Consider the following 19117-nt stretch of genomic DNA (forward strand, 5'->3'; position numbering starts at 1 on the left):
ATGGGCCCCGTTGTACGCTAGCGCCTCCTTCTGTCAGCGTGCCGTTGAGCATTCCGATAGGGAACGTGTTGCGAGACAGCGAATGTGGCGCGTTCAGGCGGTTGCATGGGGAGCGTGGTTTTCTCGACCTATGGCCGCTTTCGGCAATAGCGGTCGGACCTGCGACCTGATCGGAACGGCAACAGTTGGGTCGACTGCCGCCGGAAGCCCATGGGACTTTCCCGCCATTCCCGACGGTAAGGGTGAACGTCAGCTTCGGACGAAAGCCGACTCGCAGATTGATAGAGGTAGAAGGGAGGCGCAAAAATGCCCTAGTGAACGCAGTCCTATTGAAAATGCGATCGGGCTGCGCCAGATTGGCTTGGCCTCGGCGGAAGTTCTTTCGCAGCGGCTATTCGGCTAATCCTGAGTAGCGGCATTTAGGCGACTTGATGCGCGGTTGCAGTGCAGCTGTGTAGCCATGTTGCAGTTTGGTTGGTGACTCGCACGAAAGTGCAAGGCAGCCGGGGTTGAAGCGAAGGAACCACGGCTATGCGTAAAAAAATGCGCAAAATCTGTGGCCTCGTCCTAAAGCACTGTGGTAGCGTAGCGAAGGCTATTTACTACTTCTACAAGCTTTGGGACGAGGTCGCCAACTATGCGCGATTTGTATTCGCACCGCTTTACCTTGCCGAACGGCGTTACGATCTGCATTCCATCTGAAAAAGGGCGTGGGCGCGGCAAAGAAATTGCCCAGGACGTTTCCGACCGCTGGACCCCGAAGAGCAACTATTTCCACCAGCTAGAAGGCGGGCACGTCGCTGCCGCGCGCCGGCACCACACCTCGACCGTGATCGCCAAGCTCGACCTAGCGAAGTTCTACCATCAAGTCGGTCGTTCCAAGGTCCACCGCGCCTTGAAGCTGATCGGCACGCCACAGAAGGATGCATGGGAAGCGGCTTGTGACAGCACCGTCGAGCGCGATCCAGGGCAGCGAAATTTCAGTCTGCCTTTCGGCTACGTGCAGTCCCCGATCCTGGCGTCGATCGCCCTGGACTATTCGGCTTTGGGCACCGCCCTCACACAGCTCAACACCGGCGGGTGCCTAGTGTCCGCGTACGTAGATGACATCATCGTGTCGGCGGACAATGCGGACGCCGTGAACACCGCCCTCGATCAGCTCCGCGCCGCGGCTGGCGTGGCTGGCTTCGCGATCAACGAGAAGAAAAGCGAGGGGCCGGCAAGTGAGATTACGGCCTTCAACATTCACCTGGGCAGCGGTCGCATGGAAATCACAGAGAAGCGCATGGGAGAATTCGAGGTGGCAATTCGCGATGCCCACCCCGAGCGCATCATGGGAATCCTGAATTACGTGAACAGCGTCAACGTGGATCAAATGGAAGCACTCGCCGCAACAATCGGAAGGACTGAAGGCGAACCCTCGGCTGCGGCATGATCGCTCTCGCGTGAAGGCAGGCTACCGCGCCCAGCGGTCCATGACGGCTGTCCGCTTCTGGGTATCATACAAGTATCTCGGAACGTCCGAAGTGGGCGCGTGGTGATCCGGTAGCTAGATGGTATGCGGGGGCCGGTTGTCGCAAGAGCGGACGTTCAAGCGTCGGCTGTGGAACGGCTGGCGTTGGTCGACTGCTGCCGGCCGCCCTTGGGGACAAAGTGCTTGGGCAGCTATTGGGAGGCGAGTGGCGGATAGCTGCCCGGCTGCATTTCGATTGCATGCCCGACGGCCGCAGCTCAGTTATCGCCGCAAAATCAGCCCGTTTGCGTTTTCAAAAACAGTCGCTTGGCCACCCTCCCTTTCTCGTCCCCCTATTCTATGACCCGGCGGGCCCATGCTATAATGTGGAGTTGATCTGCGAGAGTACCCGCCTGACCGCAGCCACTGTCGCGCGAACGTCATCATCCGAGGTACGCCAGTTAACCACGCTGATCCGCATGGCGCGCTGGCCCCGCCAGAGAGTTCCGCTGAAAAATGCGGTTCCTTCGGCATTAATCGCGGAGATCACAGCATCCGTGTAACGGTCATGATCCTCATCCAAACGACCATGCGGATCGAGGAACCGGACCAGTCCTTGATTCAGGGTGGGAGCTGCAACCAGTTCGACACCATGGAGGTCGCCGATTCCCCGTGCGAGAGCCTTGGCATGACGGCAGCATCCATCGATCATAGCGGCGAGTCCGCTGCGCCCTAACTCACGCAGCGCCGCATAAACGGCGTAGCCACGGGCACGGCGCGTCCAGTCCGGCGTCCAGTCGATCGCGTCTCGTGCCTCACCTCCAGCAACCAGATAGTCCGCGGTTAGCGTCATCGCAGCGCGATGCGCGGTGTGATCGCGGACGATCGCGATGCCATTATCCTGCGGCGTGTTGAGCCACTTGCGGGCATCCGTTGCCCAACTGTCGGCCAATTCGACCCCATCGACCAAATGTCGATGTTCGCCGCTCGCGCGCGCCCACAGGCCGAATGCGCCATCGACATGTACCCAAGCTCCGGCTTTACGCGCCAGTGGGATCAACTCGGCGAACGGGTCGCAGGCGCCGATATTGAGATCCGCAGCGTCCAGCACGACGATCGTCGGCCCGGTCCCGGCTGCGAGGGCGTCGCTCAGCACATCGGCACGGAGGCGGCCGTCATCTCCTGTCGTCAGTGGAATGAGCGACCGCGTACCAAGGCCCAGGAAGCGTAGCGCGCGTTCGATCGAGCCGTGACGCTCTGCTGTTGCAAGTATGCGGATCGGGGCGCCGCCGATCAGACCATCCAGTTCCACGTCCCAGCCCACACGCTTGAGAACGGCATGACGCGCCGCAGCAAGGCATGTCATATGGGCAAGCTGACATCCCGTCGTGAACGCGAACGAAGCGTCGCGCGGCAGATCAAGTACGTCCTTGATCCATTCGCCGGCGATCTCTTCGGTGACCGCAGCGGCGGGACCGCAGGCGTACATTGTGGCGTTCACGTCCCATGTGGAGGCGAGCCAGTCGGCAGCGAGTGCGGAAGGCAGTGCGCCGCCGATCACCCAGGCAAAAAAACCGTCCGCTCGCTGAGCCGAGCTGTCCACCGGCGGTGGCGGCCACCAGTTCATCTATGACGGTTTCAGGCGGCGTGCCTTCCGCCCCGAGGCTGACATTCAGGCGTTTTCGGAGTTCGGCCAAGCCAACAGTCGCCCCAACCGATCGGGTATCCAACCCTTGAAGATATGCGGTTGCGTGCTCGCACGCGCGGACCAATACGGCAGACTCAAGACTCACGATAATTTCCTCCGATCTCACCGGAATCGTATCGGAAAAATGCGTATCCGCAGCGTCCCGCTTCTTGCTCTGGAACACGATCATGCGGCAACTATCGCTATTTATTCACCCGAAACCTACCTTTCTCCTTCCTGCCACCTCAAACCGCTCACGCCGTCGATCGGCGCCAGACCGAAGCCGCCGGGCAGTTCTTACCGCATTTGTGGACGTTGCTTGCGGTGATCGAATGCCCCGAAAGCCGCCGATCGGGTCCCTGGCGTGGAAGGATCCTCGTTAGAAAGTCGCATGCTCGAGAGTTAGATCGATCGATCTGGCGAAAGATCAGGCCACCGCCGAGCGCGCGATCAGCTTCTCCACCGCCACCGGATCTGCCTCGATCATGGACAGCAGCACACGCGCCGGCGCATCCGGCTGGCGACGGTGCTGCTCCCATTCCTGCACCGTTCGCACGGGCAGGTGATATGCTTCGGCGAAAGCCGTCTGCGACTTCTTCGTCGCCTTGCGGATCGCCTGCACGTCGAGCGGTGTGGCCACGCGCCCGCGCGTCTCGTCGCCCTGGGCATAGGCGATCGCGTCGCTCATACCCTCCATCATCATATCGAACGCTCGCTTAGCCATGCTTGCCTCCTAGACCGTCGACCAGTGTCTTCGTCGCCTTGGCGAACGCGTTTTGCTCGGCCTTCGTGAGATTGCTCTTCATATTCTTCGGGAACACCGTGAGCAGGAACACGGGCACGTCGTCGCCACCGAAATAGGTGATGACCCGATACCCGCCGGACTTGCCCTTGCCCGGCTTGGCGACGCGCAGTTTCCTCGCGCCACCGCAGCCCGGCATGATCTCGCCCGCCTCAGGGTTTGCCGCAATGAGATCGACGACCCCCACCTGCTCCTCGGCCGACATGCCGGCATTCTTCGCAGCGGCAAGGTAAGCATTGGTCTCGATCACCGACTGCATGCACATTCTATACGTCAATGCCGGATAACCGTCAAGGTAAACTGTACGTCAATGACGTATTGGACCGGAAGTGGCGTTTGACCATTGTCGCGGATTGTCCATCGAAGGTTGACCGGAACCGGCAGGCGATCGACCTGCCGCCCCGGCCTGCGCGGCAACTGAGTGCTTCAAATCAGGTTAAGGCGCAATGTTGGCAATCTTGTCCTCGCTGCCGAGAGCCGCCTTTCCGCAAGCCACCACCTCAAGCCATTCACGGGGCCAAACCCCTCGCCAGCGTGGGCCGGCGACAAGCGCTCAGCCTGCGAGGTTCAACGATCCGCGCGGTGAATCCTAGGCCAGCCATTTGTTCCGAAAATCAGTAACCAAATCCCGAGCGCTGCCTCCCCTATCAAAGTTGGGTCCATGATGTGCGGCGACAAAGATCTGGCAAAAGCCGGCAGAGCCAGATCAGCCACGCTGTTGATGAGGTAGCAGATGCCCGCTAGCGCCATCAGGCCTCCGATGATCTTTGGTATGAAGCTGCTCCGCCACACCAGCCAACCCAGCATCAGGCAGTAGACGCCAAAAAAGACGAGGCTAAAATCATAGCCGTCCCCGTGCAATTTGAGGGAAAGTAGCGCCATCGCCTCTCGTTGTGGCACGTCCAGGACGGATGCGAGATACGGCTGCGGGACTAGCAGCCGTAGCGTAGCGACCAGGAAGAAGCTGTCCACCGCCAGCACCGCGATGCCAATCACGCTGAATATCGCTGCCATCAGCGACACGCGACGCGAGACCGGTGCGAACATGACATGGAAAAGAGCCGTTACCCCAATATAACAGGCGAGCATCACCAGATCGGCGACCAGACCGGCGCGAAACAGCGGCTGGTTGGCCAGAATCGACGTTGCCGTCGCAGTGGCGTCGCCTCTAACGATTAACGATCCGCGCGATCCGAGTTCCGCGAACAAGCCACCGACGATCGTGCCAAGATACAATGCACCGGCAATACGCGCGACTGACGAAGGCGCTCTATACCCTTGCATACCGTCCCTTAGCCCCTGATGCGTGTTGTTTGACTAATACGGTCGACGGTGTGTTGCAACAATCTCCCTGCAAGCAACAGTTCATTTCCTCGTGCGACCATGAGCTGAGGGACGGCAATCCGCCAAGCCAAGGCATTCAACGTTGACGGGGGTCGCGCCGAACGAGGGAAAAGTTGCCGGGCGGCTGTGGGGAACCGCGACAGGACGCCGGAGCGACCGATTGTTGGTCGTCAGGCGACGGAAGCGAAAACCGCGTCTGGGACTTTGCTGCCGTTCCCGGCTCGCCACTTGAATGACGGCTTTCGGCAAGAGCGGACGCTCCAGCCTTGATGGGTGCTATCGTCGATTGACCGACCTTGGCTGGTTGCGGGCTGGCAGTTTTCGGGGTTTGTGACGTAAATTTGCTGCCGATAAGGCATTCCGGGAAACCTCATCTGGCGTGGTTTTCGACATTTTGCCAATTCGACAGGGTTTGTCGTGCGTTCGGCTCCGCATTAGCGGCAAGAATCGCTCCGTGCGACGCTTTTCTGGCCTAATTGCGTGCCTCCTGTACGGAAAACATGTGTTTTCCGACATCTTGCAAGCGGGTCGTCCCGTTGACCTCTGGAGCAGGCCGGTCGCACTTGGTTTTGAATTAGCGAGTCCTAACGTCTCCACGATCCTTCCGGCAGTTCTTTGTCCCTCTCGGCTGCAGTAAGTGCGGAAATCAGACCTGTTCGATCGAGTGGGATACAGTAGGCAGGCTTGGCACGCTCAAAGCGCCAGCTATCAGCGAGTGGCCCGGCATCTACCGTATCATATCCGAATTCGGATTGGAGCTTCGTCACGAGTGTCTTGGCTGGCGCGTCGTCACCCGCGATCGACAAAGTGGCTTGCTATCATCTGAGCGGTTGTCGTTTCACGCTGTTCCAGCGCATCGATCCTACCATCACGATCAGGATAGTAGTTGTTTGCATCGACAACGACACGGCCATCCAAAAGACGTGGCGGAAGTGCGAACGCCGCCGTGAGAGGCACCGTCAGCACCGCAATGTCACTGGACGCAGGCGCTTCCGTTACAAATGCTGCCTGACAACCAATCTCGCCAACAATGTTGCGTAGGGTATCCGTGACCTGAACCCCGGAAACTGGTCCGAATTTGGTGAGAAATTCCCGGTTAGGTTTGGCTGGTGCCGAACGAGGGAATTCGTGGATGAAGACGTCGAGGTTCAGCGAGCAGCAGATCGCTTTCATTCTCAAGCAGGCGGATGATGGGATGGACTTGCCCCGCTTAAGTGGAGAGGCATTTGCTCAGCGTGACGCGGTTCGTTCGAACTGCGCGGGGCTGATGTAGTCGAGCGCGGAGTGGCGCCGGACCGGGTTGTAGAAGCCGTCGATATAGCGGGCAATGGCCTGCGCGGCTTGGTCACGGGTATAGAAGACGGTGCGCCAGACGAGCTCGGATTTGATCGTCTTGAAGAACGTCTCGACCATCGCGTTGTCGTAGCAATTTCCCTTTCCAGACATGGAGATACGGATGCCGTGGCGGCGCAGCTCGGTCTGGTAGTCCACGGAGCAGTATTGGCTGCCGCGGTCCGAATGATGAATGAGCCCTTCGGGCGGACGCCGCATAACGAGGGCCTTGCGCAGCGCGGCCAGCGCCAGATCGCGATGCAGGCGGTCGCCGACGGCCCAGCCGATCACGCGGCGGGAGAAGAGATCGATGACCACCGCCAGATAGAGCCATCCCTCCCGCGTCCAGACATACGAGATGTCCACGCCCCATTTCTGGTTGGGCGTCGTCGCCGTAAAATCCTGGTCGATGATGTTCGGCGCGATCGGCCAGCTGTGCTCGCTGTCGGTCGTCCGTTTGAACCGACGCTTCTGCCGACCGCGCAGGCCGTTCTCGCGCATCAGCCGCGCCGTGCGCCGTCGCCCGATGGCGAAGCCATCATCCTGCAACTCGCGCGTCATGCGCGGACTGCCATACGTGCCGTTCGACAGCGCGAATGCCGAGCGGACATGCGCCAGCATCACCATGTCATCACGTTGCCGCCGACTGGCCGGACGATCCTTCCAGGCGAAATAGCCGCTCTGGCTGACGCCGAGCACCTGGCAGAGGCGGTGTACGGGGAAATCCTTCTTCGCCTGATCGACGAGCGCAAACCTCATCGACTTCCCTCCCGGGCGAAAAAAGCGGTCGCCCGCTTCAGTATGTCGCGCTCCTGCCGAAGGATCTCATTCTCCCGGCGGAGCCGCTTCAACTCGGATGCCATATCTGCCTGCGGCGCCTGGTCGGGCATCTCCGTCAGCCAATCACGACGACGGCCGATCCACCGAACCAGCGTCGACAGGCCGACCCCCAAATCTTCCGCAACCTCACGCTGCGTGCGCCCGCTGGTCGCTACCAGCCGGACCGCCTCGTCCTCGAATTCCTTTGTAAACCGTCGTTGCTTCGTCATCGAGTTCGCCTTTCACCTCAGGAAAACTCTCCACTTTTTCGAAGCAAGTCCAGGACGACTGTCGAGGAGGTGTGCCGGAAGGCCGGCATCTCGATTCAGACGTACTACCGATGGCGGAGCAAGTATGGCGGTTTGATGCCGTCGGAGATGAAGCGGCTGAAGCAGCTTGAGGAAGAGAATGTTCGCCTCAAGCGGCTCGTGGCGAACCTCAGCCTCGACAAGGAGATGCTGCAGGACGTCATCCGCCGAAAAATGTAAGGCCTGATCGAGCTCGGGAGATCGTCGGCTATCTGCGGGCGAGCTACCAAGTGAGCGAACGGCGGGCCTGCGGCGCGTTTCCGATCAACCGATCGACCCAGCGCTATCAGTCCCGCCGCCTCGATCAGGCCGGTCTCAAGATGAAGATCAAGGAGCTGGCTGCGACCCGTGTTCGCTACGGGTATCGGCGGATCCACGTCCTGCTGCGGAGGGAAGGATGGGAGATAAATCACAAGCGGACGCATCGGCTGTATCGCGAGATGGGCCTGCAATTGCGCAACAAAACGCCCAAGCGGAAGGTGAAGGCCAAGCTGCGCGATGACCGCGCGCCGGCGTCAGCGCCTAACGAATGTTGGTCGATGGATTTTCTGTCGGACCAGCTCTTTGACGGCCGCAAGATCCGTGTGCTCTCGATCATCGACAACTTCAGCCGGGTATCGCCGGCGCTCGATGTGCGTATGAGCTACCGCGGTGCCGACGTCGTGCAGACCCTGGAGCGGCTCACGGCGGTATACGGTCGGCCGAAGCGGATTCGTCTGGATAATGGGCCCGAGTTCATCTCGAAGGATCTCGACCTTTGGGCGTGGACCCACGGTGTCGTGCTCGACTTCAGCCGGCCCGGCAAGCCGACGGACAACGCCTTTGCCGAATCCTTCAACGGCCGCGTCCGGGCCGAATGCCTCAACGCATTCTGGTTCTTGAGCTTGGACGACGCTCGGGTAAAATGTGAGGCGTGGCGGGTCAATTATAATGAGGTCCGTCCGCACAGCTCCCTCGGCAACCAGACCCCGATGGAGCGCGCTTTTGCATCAGGGCAGGCATGCCTGCCCTGATGCAAAAAGAGCCGGCTTTTCTCGCAAAGACCGGACCAGAGAATGGGGCAGGCTCAGCGGGACCTGCGGCAATAAGGTTTCGGTCCGCAAGGAGCCGCTTGAATCGGCAGCGCTCGCGTCATTGCGCCAGCATTTGCTGACCGACGAGCATGCTCGCGTGTACCTGCAGGAGTTCCAGCTCGAGATGAAGCGGCTGTCCGCTGAACGCAGTAACGACAATGAGAACATCGCAACGCGCCTGAAGCAGGTTCAGCGCGAGCTCGATAATCTGGTCCGTAACATGCTCGCCGGCGTTCTCAGCCCAACGCTGACACAGTTGCTCGGTGAACGTGAAGCTGAGAAAGCCGATCTTGAGGCGAAGCTAGCTGGGGCACCGGTAGCGGAATTGCCGGTTCACATGCCCTCGGCCGACGAGTTGATGAAACGCTTTCAGGAGAAGATCGCCGATCTCTATCGCAATCTGAACCAGGATGAGCATCGCACGGAGGCTGCAACCATCATCGCGCGGCTGATCGAGCGAGTGACGATTCATCCTGATGGCGAACGAGGGCCTGAGGCGGAAGTCGAAGCTTCGACGGGGACGCTGCTGCGGTTTGCCACAAACGACAACGCCGCCCCGAGGGGCGGCGTATCGAGTTCTACAGCGGTGGTTGCGGGGACACACAACCAACGATGCTTGCAGTCATCTTCTAGCGCGTTCTCCGCGCTGATCGAATGTCAAATCCCAAAGCTCGCAGCTTAGACCGTATGATCAGCCTCTGTCTGTGGCCCGCCCCCCGGGGTAAGCTGAAGACGGGGGGCTGCTCCGGAAGGGCCGAAGCCGAGCCCCAAGCGTAAACGAGGGCGGACCATGCAAGAGCATGGCGAATTTTATCGCCGGCAATGCGCGTTGCTCCAATCGGCGTTTGGCGAGTTCGGCCCTGGCTGTTGCTTACTCACCACCGGCGTCCTGTCCTTCCGCGACGACTTGAATGCGCTCGCAGTCGATGAGGAGGCGGCCCAACTGCCCGAAGAGCCGCGCGCCTTTCATCTGCACCACCACGATCACCGTCCTGTGCGTGCCAGAGCCTCTCAATGAGAAAACAATAAAGCGGCCCCCACGGACCAAAAGACGATCGCGACCGGTGCCAATCTCAATTGTAGCGCCAGAAACCCCACCACAACTATTACGATGTCAAGCCCGGAGCCAAGTGCACTAATCGTGACAGGATTATAAAGCGCCGCACCCAATAACCCGACAACGGCGGCGTTGATGCCCGCGATCGCCGCGCTCACGCGACGGTTCGAAGCGATAGCGCGGCGGAACGGCATCAGACCCGCGATGAGCAGGAGCCCCGGTGCGAAAATCGCGACAAGCGCGAGCGATGCCCCAACAGCCGTTGCTTGCGGCATGGCCACCGCTCCGAGATAGGAGGCGAGCGTAAACAAGGGGCCGGGAACCGCTTGCGCGGCACCGTAACCCGCAAGGAATGTGTCGTTACTCATCCAGCCAGGGACGAGGCTCGCCTGCAACAACGGTAGCACGACATGACCGCCACCAAATACCAGCGCACCTGCCCGGTAAAAGATCCCAACAAGCGCCGCCCAGGCTCCGATCGCCGCCAGAAACGGAAGGGAAACCAGTAGAATCGCAAAAATAGCGAGCAGCAAGGCACCGCTTCGGCGCGAAGGATGCCAGCCCATAATATCCGCGCGAGGCGCCGGCGAGCCACGGCAGAGCAACATCCCCGCGCATGCTCCAGCCGCAATCAACGCGACCTGCGCCAGCGGGTACGCCAGAAAAAGCATCGTCGCTCCCGCCGAAATGGCGATCATGGCGCGACGGATATCCGGGGTGAGCGTTCGCGCCATGCCGAGCAGCGCCTGCGCGACAATCGCCACCGCCGCCAGCTTGAGGCCGTGAACAACACTATCGACAGCCGGGCCGGAGCGCGATCCGGCAACAACAGCGAAACCCATCATCAGAAGCGCGGAAGGCAAGGTAAAGGCTGTCCACGCAGCGAGGCCGCCCAATGGGCCCGCGCGCATTAGTCCCAGCGCGAAGCCGACCTGACTCGATGCCGGTCCTGGCAGGAACTGGCACAGCCCCACCAATTCGGCATAGCCCGCATCATCCAGCCAGCGGCGGCGTGTCACCAGTTCGTCGCGAAAATAGCCAAGATGTGCAATTGGGCCGCCGAATGAAGTGAGGCCGAGCTTCAAAAACGCGTGGAAGACCTCAGTTGCCGTGCCCCGCCCGCTTCCGGTGCTGTTCACCCCGCCTCCTTCTCGATGAACGCTCCGGACAAGTCATATCCGCCCGCAATCGAACCGACTTCCGTTATCGGGAACCGATAATGAGCAGCGCAATTCCTGACCAGTGCCTTGGACGGGATCAGGCTCCCATATGGGTGAAAACCGGATGGAAGCATGCGCCATGCGCTAGGCTGCTCCGCCATCCGGTGCCCCGGATCTGCCAGAAGAACAGATGTGAAGATCGAGATGGTTCATCTCCGCGCGGCAAACCGCCGGCTGGTTCTGTCTCGCAGATCCGTAAACATCCGAATAGAATGAAACGGTCGTGCAGCCCATTCCTCCCCCACGCGTCGCAGCCCGCTTTCCTGGCCGCGAACCACTTCGAGGAGACGGATCATGTATAAGACCGATAATCAATTGCAGCATGACGTGATCGCCGAACTGGATTGGGAGCCCAGCGTCGATGCCACCGATATCGGCGTTGCCGTTCACGAAGGCGTCGTTACCCTTTCAGGGTTTGTGAAAAGCTATCCGGAGAAAAAGGCTGCGGAGAAAGCGACCCGCCGCGTCGCCGGGGTGAAGGCAATCGCCGAAGAAATCGGGGTTCGTCTCGCATCGGATCCGAAGACCGCTGATCACGAGATCGCCAAGCGGATCGTCGATATATTCCACTGGAACGTGCTGATCCCGTCGGATGAAATCACGATCAAGGTAGAACATGGCTTGGTGACGCTGAGCGGTACGGTCGAATGGTCGTATCAACGCGACGAGGCCCGCAACGCGGCCGGGCGTATCAATGGCGTAATCGGGATCAGCAACCTGATCGAGATCAGCCAGGCCTCCGCCAATGTGGACATCAAGGAGCGAATTACCGCCGCTTTCAAACGGCAGGCGATCTTTGATACCGGCGCGATCAGCGTGAGCACCAAAGGAGGGACCGTTTACCTCGGCGGACGCGTCAGCCACTGGAGCGCGCGCGGCATCGCCGAACGAGCGGCATGGGCGGCACCCGGTGTAACCGAGGTCAGGGACGATATTATAGTCGCGGTTTGAACGGGCCCATCCCAATGGGCGGCGGCCCACAACCCATGTTGCCCGCCCATATGTGTCGAAAAGCTCCCTGTCCGCAAATCCTGGTCGCTGGTACGACGCCTGACGATTGGCAATCGACAATCCGACAGTGTTTCGATTGATCGCGACGGCGCTATTGCCATTTCTACGTACAGCCGTCTCGCCCGCGCCAGATGTATCCCCTGTTCTTCGACAAGGAGGGCGATCATGATCAAGACAATTCTGGCGCTGGTCGAAGAGGCAAAACGTGCCGAGGCCTTCATCGCTTCCGTTGCGACGCTAGCGCGGCAGCTACAGGCGCATGTCGTCTTCGATATCGTGACCGCCGCTCCCCTTATTTCTCCCCGACTTGCCCCTTTCGGAACGCTCAACCCGGTGCCTGGCGAACGCAGGCAGATCCGCGGCGAGCAGGAACGGGCGCTTCGTCCTCTCATTCCCGACGATATCAGCAGCGAGGTGATGTCACAGATCGACGATGTCGACCGGGTGCCGACCGATGTGCGCGAAGCCACGCCGCTCGCTGATCTGATCATGATCGCGCCGCCGGAGGACTGGGAGATCGAATGGCTTCGTCGACACGTGATCGAAACACTCCTGCTGTCCTCCGGTACGGCGCTGATGCTTCTTCCTGCGGGACGGGCAGTACGGCGTGTTGACCATGCCGTGCTGGGCTGGAGGCCGGACGCCCACACCGTGCGCGCGCTTCACGAACTTGTCGCGCTGGCCGAACCGGGGGCGAGGATCGATGTCACCTATGTCAAACGAGATGTCGCGGACCAACCCGATGTGCCGCTCGGACGGGTGGCGGCAATGCTCGCCCGACATGGCTTCGGGGTCGAAACCTATATGCTCAAACGAGGCGAGCGAGTATCCGAGCGACTGTCGGCGTTCACGCTAGAACAGGGCGCTGACCTGCTCGCTGTCGGTGGCTATGGCCACACGCGAGCACGCGAGCTTGTTCTCGGCGGAGTGACCCGGCAGCTCGTCCTGGAGCCACGCCTCCCTATTCTTATGGTGCATTGAACATAGCATTGCGCACGTACTGTCAGGCGCTGTTCCGAACCAGTCGCATCATCGGGTTGTGGTTCAAAATCGGAGACCGAAAATAAAGCATCCTGATCAATTGCAGACTGTTTCAGGCGCATCCGCGTTAAGGCACTGAACTTCATCCGATCCGCGAAAGCGCCAGCACAGTGTTTAATGCGGCCTGCATCCACAGTTGGTCGAGCGGGGGTTTTGCCGGGCGCATCCAGAATAAGCTGGACACCACAGCAACTTGCGCCTCGCTCACCGACACAAACCCTATCGACCCCACCGATATCTCGGCATCATTATAAGAAGCGGACTTCGGTGAACGGCAGTTCCCACGCAAGCAAATGCCTGCACCGCATCATGTTTGGGTCGCAATGCAGCAAACCGCACATCATCCTGATATCTCAACCTGGCCCCGCCCCTAGGTAAACTTGCGGATGGCGGCAGCGCGCTCCTCGTCGTTAGCGTCGAATATTATCGAACGGAGACGCGGCCATGAAGAATCTTCTGCTGCTGGTTCATGACGATGAAGGACAGGAAGCACGACTGAGCGTCGCAATCGATCTCGCGGGCGCGCTGGGTGGCCACCTTACTTGCCTCGACGTCGCGGCGCCCCCCAACCGCCTTTTGCGGGCGCTCGACGGCGCAATCACGACGATGGTGCTGGAGCAGGAAAGGAATGCGGGTCTTCGGCGCGACAAAACAGCACTCGATGTGCGGCTGACCGCAAGCGGCGTCTCATTTTCATGGAAGGATTTGACCGGAAGCCTCGACACCCTATTGATTCGTGAATCGCAGTTGGCCGATCTCGTCATACTGAGCACAATCCTACCAGATGATGACACCCGCGGTATGGTCGGAATGATCCGGGCAACGACAAAACATTCGCGGACACCGATTCTGGCGGTGCCCGCATCCGCTACTGGTTTCCATGCTAACGGGCGGGCTACGGTCATGTGGGATGGCTCGCCTGACGCCGAAGCGGCATTGTGCGCGGCGGTCCCACTTCTGTCGCTCGCCGGCGAAATCATTCTGCTTCAGGTGGATGACGGCTCGCACGGCGCATCATTACGGGACGCCACCGATTATCTGCGACGTCAAGGGCTCGTTGGGCACCCACTGCGTCACGACCCGTGTGGTGATACCGCAGCGGAGGTGATCACCCGTCACATCGCCCGTCATGAACCGGCTTTTATAGTAATGGGGGCATTCGGCCATGGGCGCGTGCACGATGCGCTGTTGGGTAGCGTCACCCGGCATCTGCTCGCCGTCAGCAACGTGCCGCTGCTGATCGCCCATCGCGCTTAACTCTCGCCTCGTTGGCACAATGGCAAGTCTAGCATCGTCCATCGAACTGGTGGGTGCTCAGGTTCACCGTCATCAAGCTGATCGATACATGGACATGGACGCTGGGCATGATGCAGAATTGCCGCAACGGACCAATAGTGAGTCAATCTGCTACGTTGTCGAGCGCTCGTTCCATGTTGCTTGATGACTGGAATATCGCCGCGGCTCCGCTCAGCACAGGACGCGATTATTCGCCTCTCAGGCCGCGCAGACTCCAGGACGCCAGGTCAATATGCTAAACTTGATACGCGCCGCGACTGTCGCGAACGCGCATCACCAAAAGTGCCCATAGCCATTCCGACACGCGTCCTATTACCTTCATCACCACCTTTCCCAGCCCCGAACTATCCACGACCGCAACGGCGGCCAGGCCATGTGAGCGCCTCTCTCGGAAAGGGGGGGACCCACGGCTCATTCTGTCGGGGCGTCCGTCCGGCTTGTGACCGTCGCCATGCCATTCGCGCCAATCTCTACAAGGTGGAACTGCCCATCATCGCAACGCACGCGCCAGAGCGGGCGACCATGCTCATCGGGCTGACGGGCTACGTCGGTCAATTGCTGGCACGGCAATCCGGCATCGCGGACCGCGCGAAACAGCACCGCCTCCTGCTCGCCGCGCGGCAGACGTTCGATTGCGGCCACCGCGTTCCCTACGGCAACCACATTTTCAGGGGCCGGCGTTGGGCGGGAACAGGCTGCGGCGAGGAGCAGGAATGACAGCATCGGCACACTGCGTTTCATAATGCATCTCCAGACTATGCCAGAAGAATGATGATGAACGGATGCAAGCGGCATCCGCAATGATACGGATTCCCAATGCGACGCATCCTCGCCGAAATGCTCCGGCATAGCGAGGGACCGAATTCGTGATCCAATGGTATCGTAAACGTGGACTGCAGGAGCGGGCAATGGGTAGTCATGCGCGTTGCCGCGAGGCGCGCGTCGCTCACGAAAGCATGACACGCCTGTTGATTGCCCGCTGCGTAACGCAGCCCGACCTCGATCGCCGAATATGCCAGCACTGCAGCCTGCGCTCGATATGCGGCAGATTCACACCACCATCACTCGGGCCAAGCGCCGCTTCGGAATATTCCAGAACCACAAAAGGCAAACGTAATGAAGAATATCCTCCTCCTCATCCACGATGATGCCGGTCAGGAAGCTCGCCTTCAGGTCGCGCTGGACCTTGTCCGCGCGGTGGAAGGACACCTCAGCTGCATGGACGTCACCTATATCCCGCCGATCATCGGCGGCGGATATTATGAGGATAGCTATGCCATCGCGACACTGGTGACGCAGGAAGCTGAGCGGGAGATAGCCAACAAGGCCAAGCTTGAGGCGAGACTCGCCAATGAGGGTCTGTCGTGGGACTGGAAAGAGGCTCGCGGCGCATTCGTCCCCTGTCTTGTAAGGACGGCCACACTCGCCGATGCCATCATCGTCGATAGGCAGTTGGGCGACTTCTCCTTCCCCGACACGCGCTGGGCCGTCAACGAACTGATCGTGCGATCGGGCAACAACGTGATCGCGGTGCCGCCGGACCATCCGCAGTTCGATACCAGTTCGGCGATGGTCGCCTGGGATGGATCACGCAGCGCGGGTGCTGCGCTGCGAGCGGCGGTTCCCTTGTTACGAATCGCAGAGCGGGTCATCCTCGTCGAAGCGGAAGACCGATCGATCACCGTTCCAGCCGAGGATGCCGCTCGCTACCTATCACGGCACGGCATCCATCCCGAAATCCGCAGGCTCAAGAGCCTGCCGCGCGAAGCGGGCGCGACGCTGCTGTCGGAAGCGCGCGGGAGCGACTACGGCTATTGCATCATGGGCGGATTCAGCCACCTTCGACTGACCGAGGCACTGTTCGGCGGCGTCACCCGCTCGATGCTGGCGAACAGCCCTATCCCGGTGTTCCTGACGCACTGACGGCAAGGAGCGTTCGCGCTTCCCCTGTCTGGTGCGTACGATCACCGGCCTTACGGTGCCGCACGAAATAAGGTCGCCTCCCGCGCGCCGGCGCTCGACGCTATCGCCGCCGTCCCTTTACGCTCCAAGTCACGCGCTGGCTTACTGTCCACTGAGTTCGACGGGGTTCGATGGCCGCGCCATTGTACTGGCACCTGCCGGCGCACGGGTATTGGGGAATGTGCGAATCGTTCCGACGCGCGTTCGCAACGGCCCGCTGCACGGTTAAGTACAGTTCCTAATGGCGGCGTGCGGCGCGTCAGCCTTAGCTCTACCTGCCAGATAGCAATTCGAGTCACTGGCCAGCGCGATTGTCGGCAGGGATCACCCTGCCAGCGCGACATCCCGTCCATGCGGATGCACGACGCGCCGGTCAGTCCAACCCGATGCGCTGATGAAGGAAAAGCATCATGACCCCAATCACCCATGCCCCACCCCGACGCAGCGTATCGCAGACGCCCTTTGGCTGGCTGCGTACCGAGATCGATCGGCTGTTCGACGACTTCTCGCCTTCACGCGCCATCCTTCATTTCGGGACGGAAGGCTTTGCTCCCGCGCCGGCGCTGGAGATGACTTCGGGCGACAACGAATATCGTCTCACCGCCGAGTTGCCGGGCATCAAGGAGGACGATGTGGAACTCAGCGTCGCCGATGGCATGCTGAAGTTGCGAGGGGACAAGCGCGAAGTGCAGGATCACAAGCAAGATGGCCATCTGCTCGGCGAGCGCTGCTACGGCAGTTTCGAGCGCAATCTCCCTCTCCCGGCGGATGTCAATTACGCCGCGATCAGCGCCGAATTCCGTAAGGGCGTCCTGACTGTCACGCTACCGAAAAACGCGGAGGCGGCGGAGCGCTCGCGCAGGATCGCGATCACGAACAGCGATTGAAATCACCTGGCCGCGCCTCGTCGCTGCCGAAGCAGGAGTGAATCCGATGAAGACCGACAGCGAATTGCAGCAAGATGTTCTCGATGAACTGACCTGGGCGCCAGAGATTGAGCAAGGCCATGTCGGGGTAACAGCGCGTGATGGCGTCGTTACGCTCTCCGGCAATGTCCCCAGTTATGCGATGAAAATCGCCGCCGAACGGCTCGCTCGCCGCGTGAAGGGGGTGAAGGCGATCGCGGAGGAGATCAAGGTTCACCTCGCGAACGATCCAAAGACTTCGGACGAGGAGATCGCCGAACGGATCGTGCGAATCTTTACTTGGGACGCGCTGATCCCGGCCAACGCGATTCAGGTCAAGGTCGAGCGGGGCTATGTCACGCTTACCGGTGAGGTCGAATGGAATTACCAAAAACAGGCCGCCTATAAAGCGGCCGGTCGGATCGGCGGAGTTCTCGGCGTGGCAAGCTATATTACGGTCCGTGCACGCCCGACACCCCACGATGTCCGTGAAAGGATTCTCGCCGCCCTCAAGCGTTCGAGCGAGGTGGACGCAAGCACGATCGAGGTCCGGATCGACGGTGGCAAGGTTCGGCTGAGCGGCGCGGTCCGCGGCTGGAATGAGCGTCGCACCGCTGAGGCCGCTGCCTGGGCGGCCCCCGGCGTCGTCGCGGTCGAAGACGAGATCATGCTCGCCTGATGGACCGCTTCCGGGCGGTGTGCCTCCCGGAAGGTGTCCTTCCCGGTGCCGCTCCTTCCCGTTGCAAGGAGGCCGTTCACCCGTGCGCGCTCGCCATTCCACTCGCCCGCTCCACTTAGTCGCCGGGGTGATGATCGCGCTGGCGGGGGTTTTCTTCGTGGAGCACCGCAACGAAATTGGACGCTTCGGAGAATTACTCCACCATGCCCGGCCCGCATGGCTGATCGTGGCACTTGCTTGTCAGTTCCTGACCTATTTTTGCGTCGCGGCCGGATGGCAGACCGTGTTGCGGCGATCTGGGTCTATCCGGTCGCTTTGGCAGTTAGCCCCGATCTCCGTGGTCAAATTGTTCGCCGACCAAATGCTGCCCAGCGCCGGAATCAGTGGCAACCTTGTTCTGATTGAGCGGCTCACCGCGATTGACGTACCGCGGGGTGACGCGATGGCGACTCTGATCGTTTCGACGATTGGTTTTTACCTGGCTTATGCCGTGATGGCGCTGGCGACACTCGGCACGCTATGGCTGCATCGTGACGCGACGCCGCTGTTCGTTGGACTGACGACCACCTTCATGCTCGTCGCGCTGGCAATCCCCGCGCTGGCGCTGCGGCTTCGCGCGCGCGGCAGCCGCCCGCTTCCGCCCCGACTGGAACGGATCAGCGCGGTCGCCTCGCTCTTGCGCATCATCGGCGAAACGCCAGCGATGGTGCTCTCCGACCGAAGGCTGCTGGCGCGCGTCGCACTGTTCAACGCGGCGGTCTTCCTGTGCGACGCGATGACGCTGACAGCCTGCCTCGCCGCGCTCGGCGGACCAGTTATACCGACGAGTGCGTTTGTGGCATTGATCGCGGCATCGATGGTGGTGACACTCGGCCCGATCCCGTTCGGGCTGGGCACATTCGAGGCAACCTGCGTCATGGTTCTCCATCTGCTCGGCGTATCGGTCGCGGGCGCGCTGGCGGCGACAATGCTGTTCCGGCTGCTTGCGACCTGGTTGCCGCTGGCAGCCGGGATGGTGATGGTGGGTCGGCGGCGGCTGATCCGTGCGGCTCGTAGCGCCAGGGCGTCTTCCAAGCCGCCGCCGGCTACGTAGGTGTACGCATCCCCGCAGTGACGCGACCCGCTTAG

Annotated in this window: 18 protein-coding genes; 11 read left to right on the plus strand and 7 right to left on the minus strand. The window is 60.8% G+C overall.

Annotated features, from left to right (window positions below; translation table 11 throughout):
* Positions 1-637: 637 nt before the first annotated feature.
* A complete protein-coding gene (locus tag P0Y64_18020; protein WEK43194.1) occupies positions 638-1435 on the plus strand; it encodes a reverse transcriptase domain-containing protein in 798 nt (265 codons plus the stop codon).
* A 397-nt stretch (positions 1436-1832) separates the two neighbouring features.
* On the opposite strand, the gene P0Y64_18025 is transcribed toward P0Y64_18020, so the two are convergent.
* From P0Y64_18025 to P0Y64_18050, 6 genes are all read right to left on the minus strand, one after another.
* On the minus strand, positions 1833-3080 hold the full coding sequence (locus P0Y64_18025) for a pyridoxal-dependent decarboxylase (GenBank protein WEK43195.1): 1248 nt from the start codon (positions 3078-3080) through the stop codon (positions 1833-1835).
* 487 nt (positions 3081-3567) lie between these two features.
* Positions 3568-3864 carry a transcriptional regulator gene (locus P0Y64_18030; GenBank protein WEK43196.1) on the minus strand — a complete coding sequence of 99 codons (297 nt, stop codon included), beginning with the start codon at positions 3862-3864 and terminating at the stop codon, positions 3568-3570.
* Positions 3857-4201, minus strand: coding sequence for a type II toxin-antitoxin system RelE/ParE family toxin (locus tag P0Y64_18035; protein WEK43197.1), 345 nt, complete (start codon positions 4199-4201; stop codon positions 3857-3859). The genes P0Y64_18030 and P0Y64_18035 overlap by 8 nt, the downstream gene beginning before the upstream one ends.
* 308 nt (positions 4202-4509) lie before the next feature.
* Positions 4510-5178, minus strand: coding sequence for a DUF4386 domain-containing protein (locus P0Y64_18040; protein WEK43198.1), 669 nt, complete (start codon positions 5176-5178; stop codon positions 4510-4512).
* An 897-nt stretch (positions 5179-6075) separates the two neighbouring features.
* Complete coding sequence (locus P0Y64_18045) at positions 6076-6459, minus strand: hypothetical protein (GenBank protein WEK43199.1); 384 nt, start codon at positions 6457-6459, stop codon at positions 6076-6078.
* A 57-nt stretch (positions 6460-6516) separates the two neighbouring features.
* Positions 6517-7667, minus strand: a protein-coding gene (locus P0Y64_18050) for an IS3 family transposase (GenBank protein ID WEK43200.1) whose coding sequence is annotated in 2 segments (ribosomal slippage) — positions 6517-7389 and positions 7392-7667 — 1149 coding nt in all. Because the reading frame shifts where the segments join, the coding sequence is not laid out codon by codon here.
* Between P0Y64_18050 and P0Y64_18055 the strand changes: the two genes are divergently transcribed.
* Positions 7656-8758, plus strand: a protein-coding gene (locus P0Y64_18055) for an IS3 family transposase (protein ID WEK43201.1) whose coding sequence is annotated in 2 segments (ribosomal slippage) — positions 7656-7920 and positions 7920-8758 — 1104 coding nt in all. Because the reading frame shifts where the segments join, the coding sequence is not laid out codon by codon here. The genes P0Y64_18050 and P0Y64_18055 overlap by 12 nt on opposite strands.
* Positions 8730-9500: a hypothetical protein gene (locus P0Y64_18060; protein WEK43202.1), complete on the plus strand. Its 771-nt coding sequence runs from the start codon at positions 8730-8732 to the stop codon at positions 9498-9500. Before P0Y64_18055 ends, P0Y64_18060 begins: the two co-directional genes overlap by 29 nt.
* A gap of 329 nt (positions 9501-9829) precedes the next feature.
* Here P0Y64_18060 and chrA read toward each other — a convergent pair whose 3' ends face one another.
* On the minus strand, positions 9830-11014 hold the full coding sequence (gene chrA / locus P0Y64_18065; GenBank protein ID WEK43203.1) for a chromate efflux transporter: 1185 nt from the start codon (positions 11012-11014) through the stop codon (positions 9830-9832).
* 375 nt (positions 11015-11389) lie between these two features.
* Between chrA and P0Y64_18070 the strand changes: the two genes are divergently transcribed.
* The 8 genes from P0Y64_18070 to P0Y64_18105 all read left to right on the plus strand — a co-directional run bounded on the left by P0Y64_18070 (position 11390) and on the right by P0Y64_18105 (position 19082).
* Positions 11390-12046, plus strand: coding sequence for a BON domain-containing protein (locus tag P0Y64_18070; GenBank protein ID WEK43204.1), 657 nt, complete (start codon positions 11390-11392; stop codon positions 12044-12046).
* A gap of 225 nt (positions 12047-12271) precedes the next feature.
* A complete protein-coding gene (locus P0Y64_18075; protein ID WEK43205.1) occupies positions 12272-13087 on the plus strand; it encodes a universal stress protein in 816 nt (271 codons plus the stop codon).
* Positions 13088-13591: 504 nt separating this feature from the next.
* Entirely contained in the window at positions 13592-14404 is an 813-nt protein-coding gene (locus P0Y64_18080; GenBank protein ID WEK43206.1) for a universal stress protein, read from the plus strand.
* Between the two features lie 561 nt (positions 14405-14965).
* Positions 14966-15160 (plus strand): hypothetical protein, encoded by a 195-nt coding sequence (locus P0Y64_18085; protein ID WEK43207.1) that lies wholly within the window; start codon positions 14966-14968, stop codon positions 15158-15160.
* Positions 15161-15559: 399 nt separating this feature from the next.
* Entirely contained in the window at positions 15560-16366 is an 807-nt protein-coding gene (locus P0Y64_18090; GenBank protein ID WEK43208.1) for a universal stress protein, read from the plus strand.
* Between the two features lie 449 nt (positions 16367-16815).
* Complete coding sequence (locus P0Y64_18095) at positions 16816-17292, plus strand: Hsp20/alpha crystallin family protein (GenBank protein WEK43209.1); 477 nt, start codon at positions 16816-16818, stop codon at positions 17290-17292.
* Between the two features lie 46 nt (positions 17293-17338).
* Complete coding sequence (locus tag P0Y64_18100) at positions 17339-17989, plus strand: BON domain-containing protein (GenBank protein WEK43210.1); 651 nt, start codon at positions 17339-17341, stop codon at positions 17987-17989.
* A gap of 130 nt (positions 17990-18119) precedes the next feature.
* Complete coding sequence (locus P0Y64_18105; protein ID WEK43211.1) at positions 18120-19082, plus strand: lysylphosphatidylglycerol synthase transmembrane domain-containing protein; 963 nt, start codon at positions 18120-18122, stop codon at positions 19080-19082.
* The last annotated feature ends 35 nt before the right edge of the window (positions 19083-19117 follow it).

This window comes from Candidatus Sphingomonas colombiensis, from assembly GCA_029202845.1.
GTDB lineage: Bacteria > Pseudomonadota > Alphaproteobacteria > Sphingomonadales > Sphingomonadaceae > Sphingomonas > Sphingomonas colombiensis.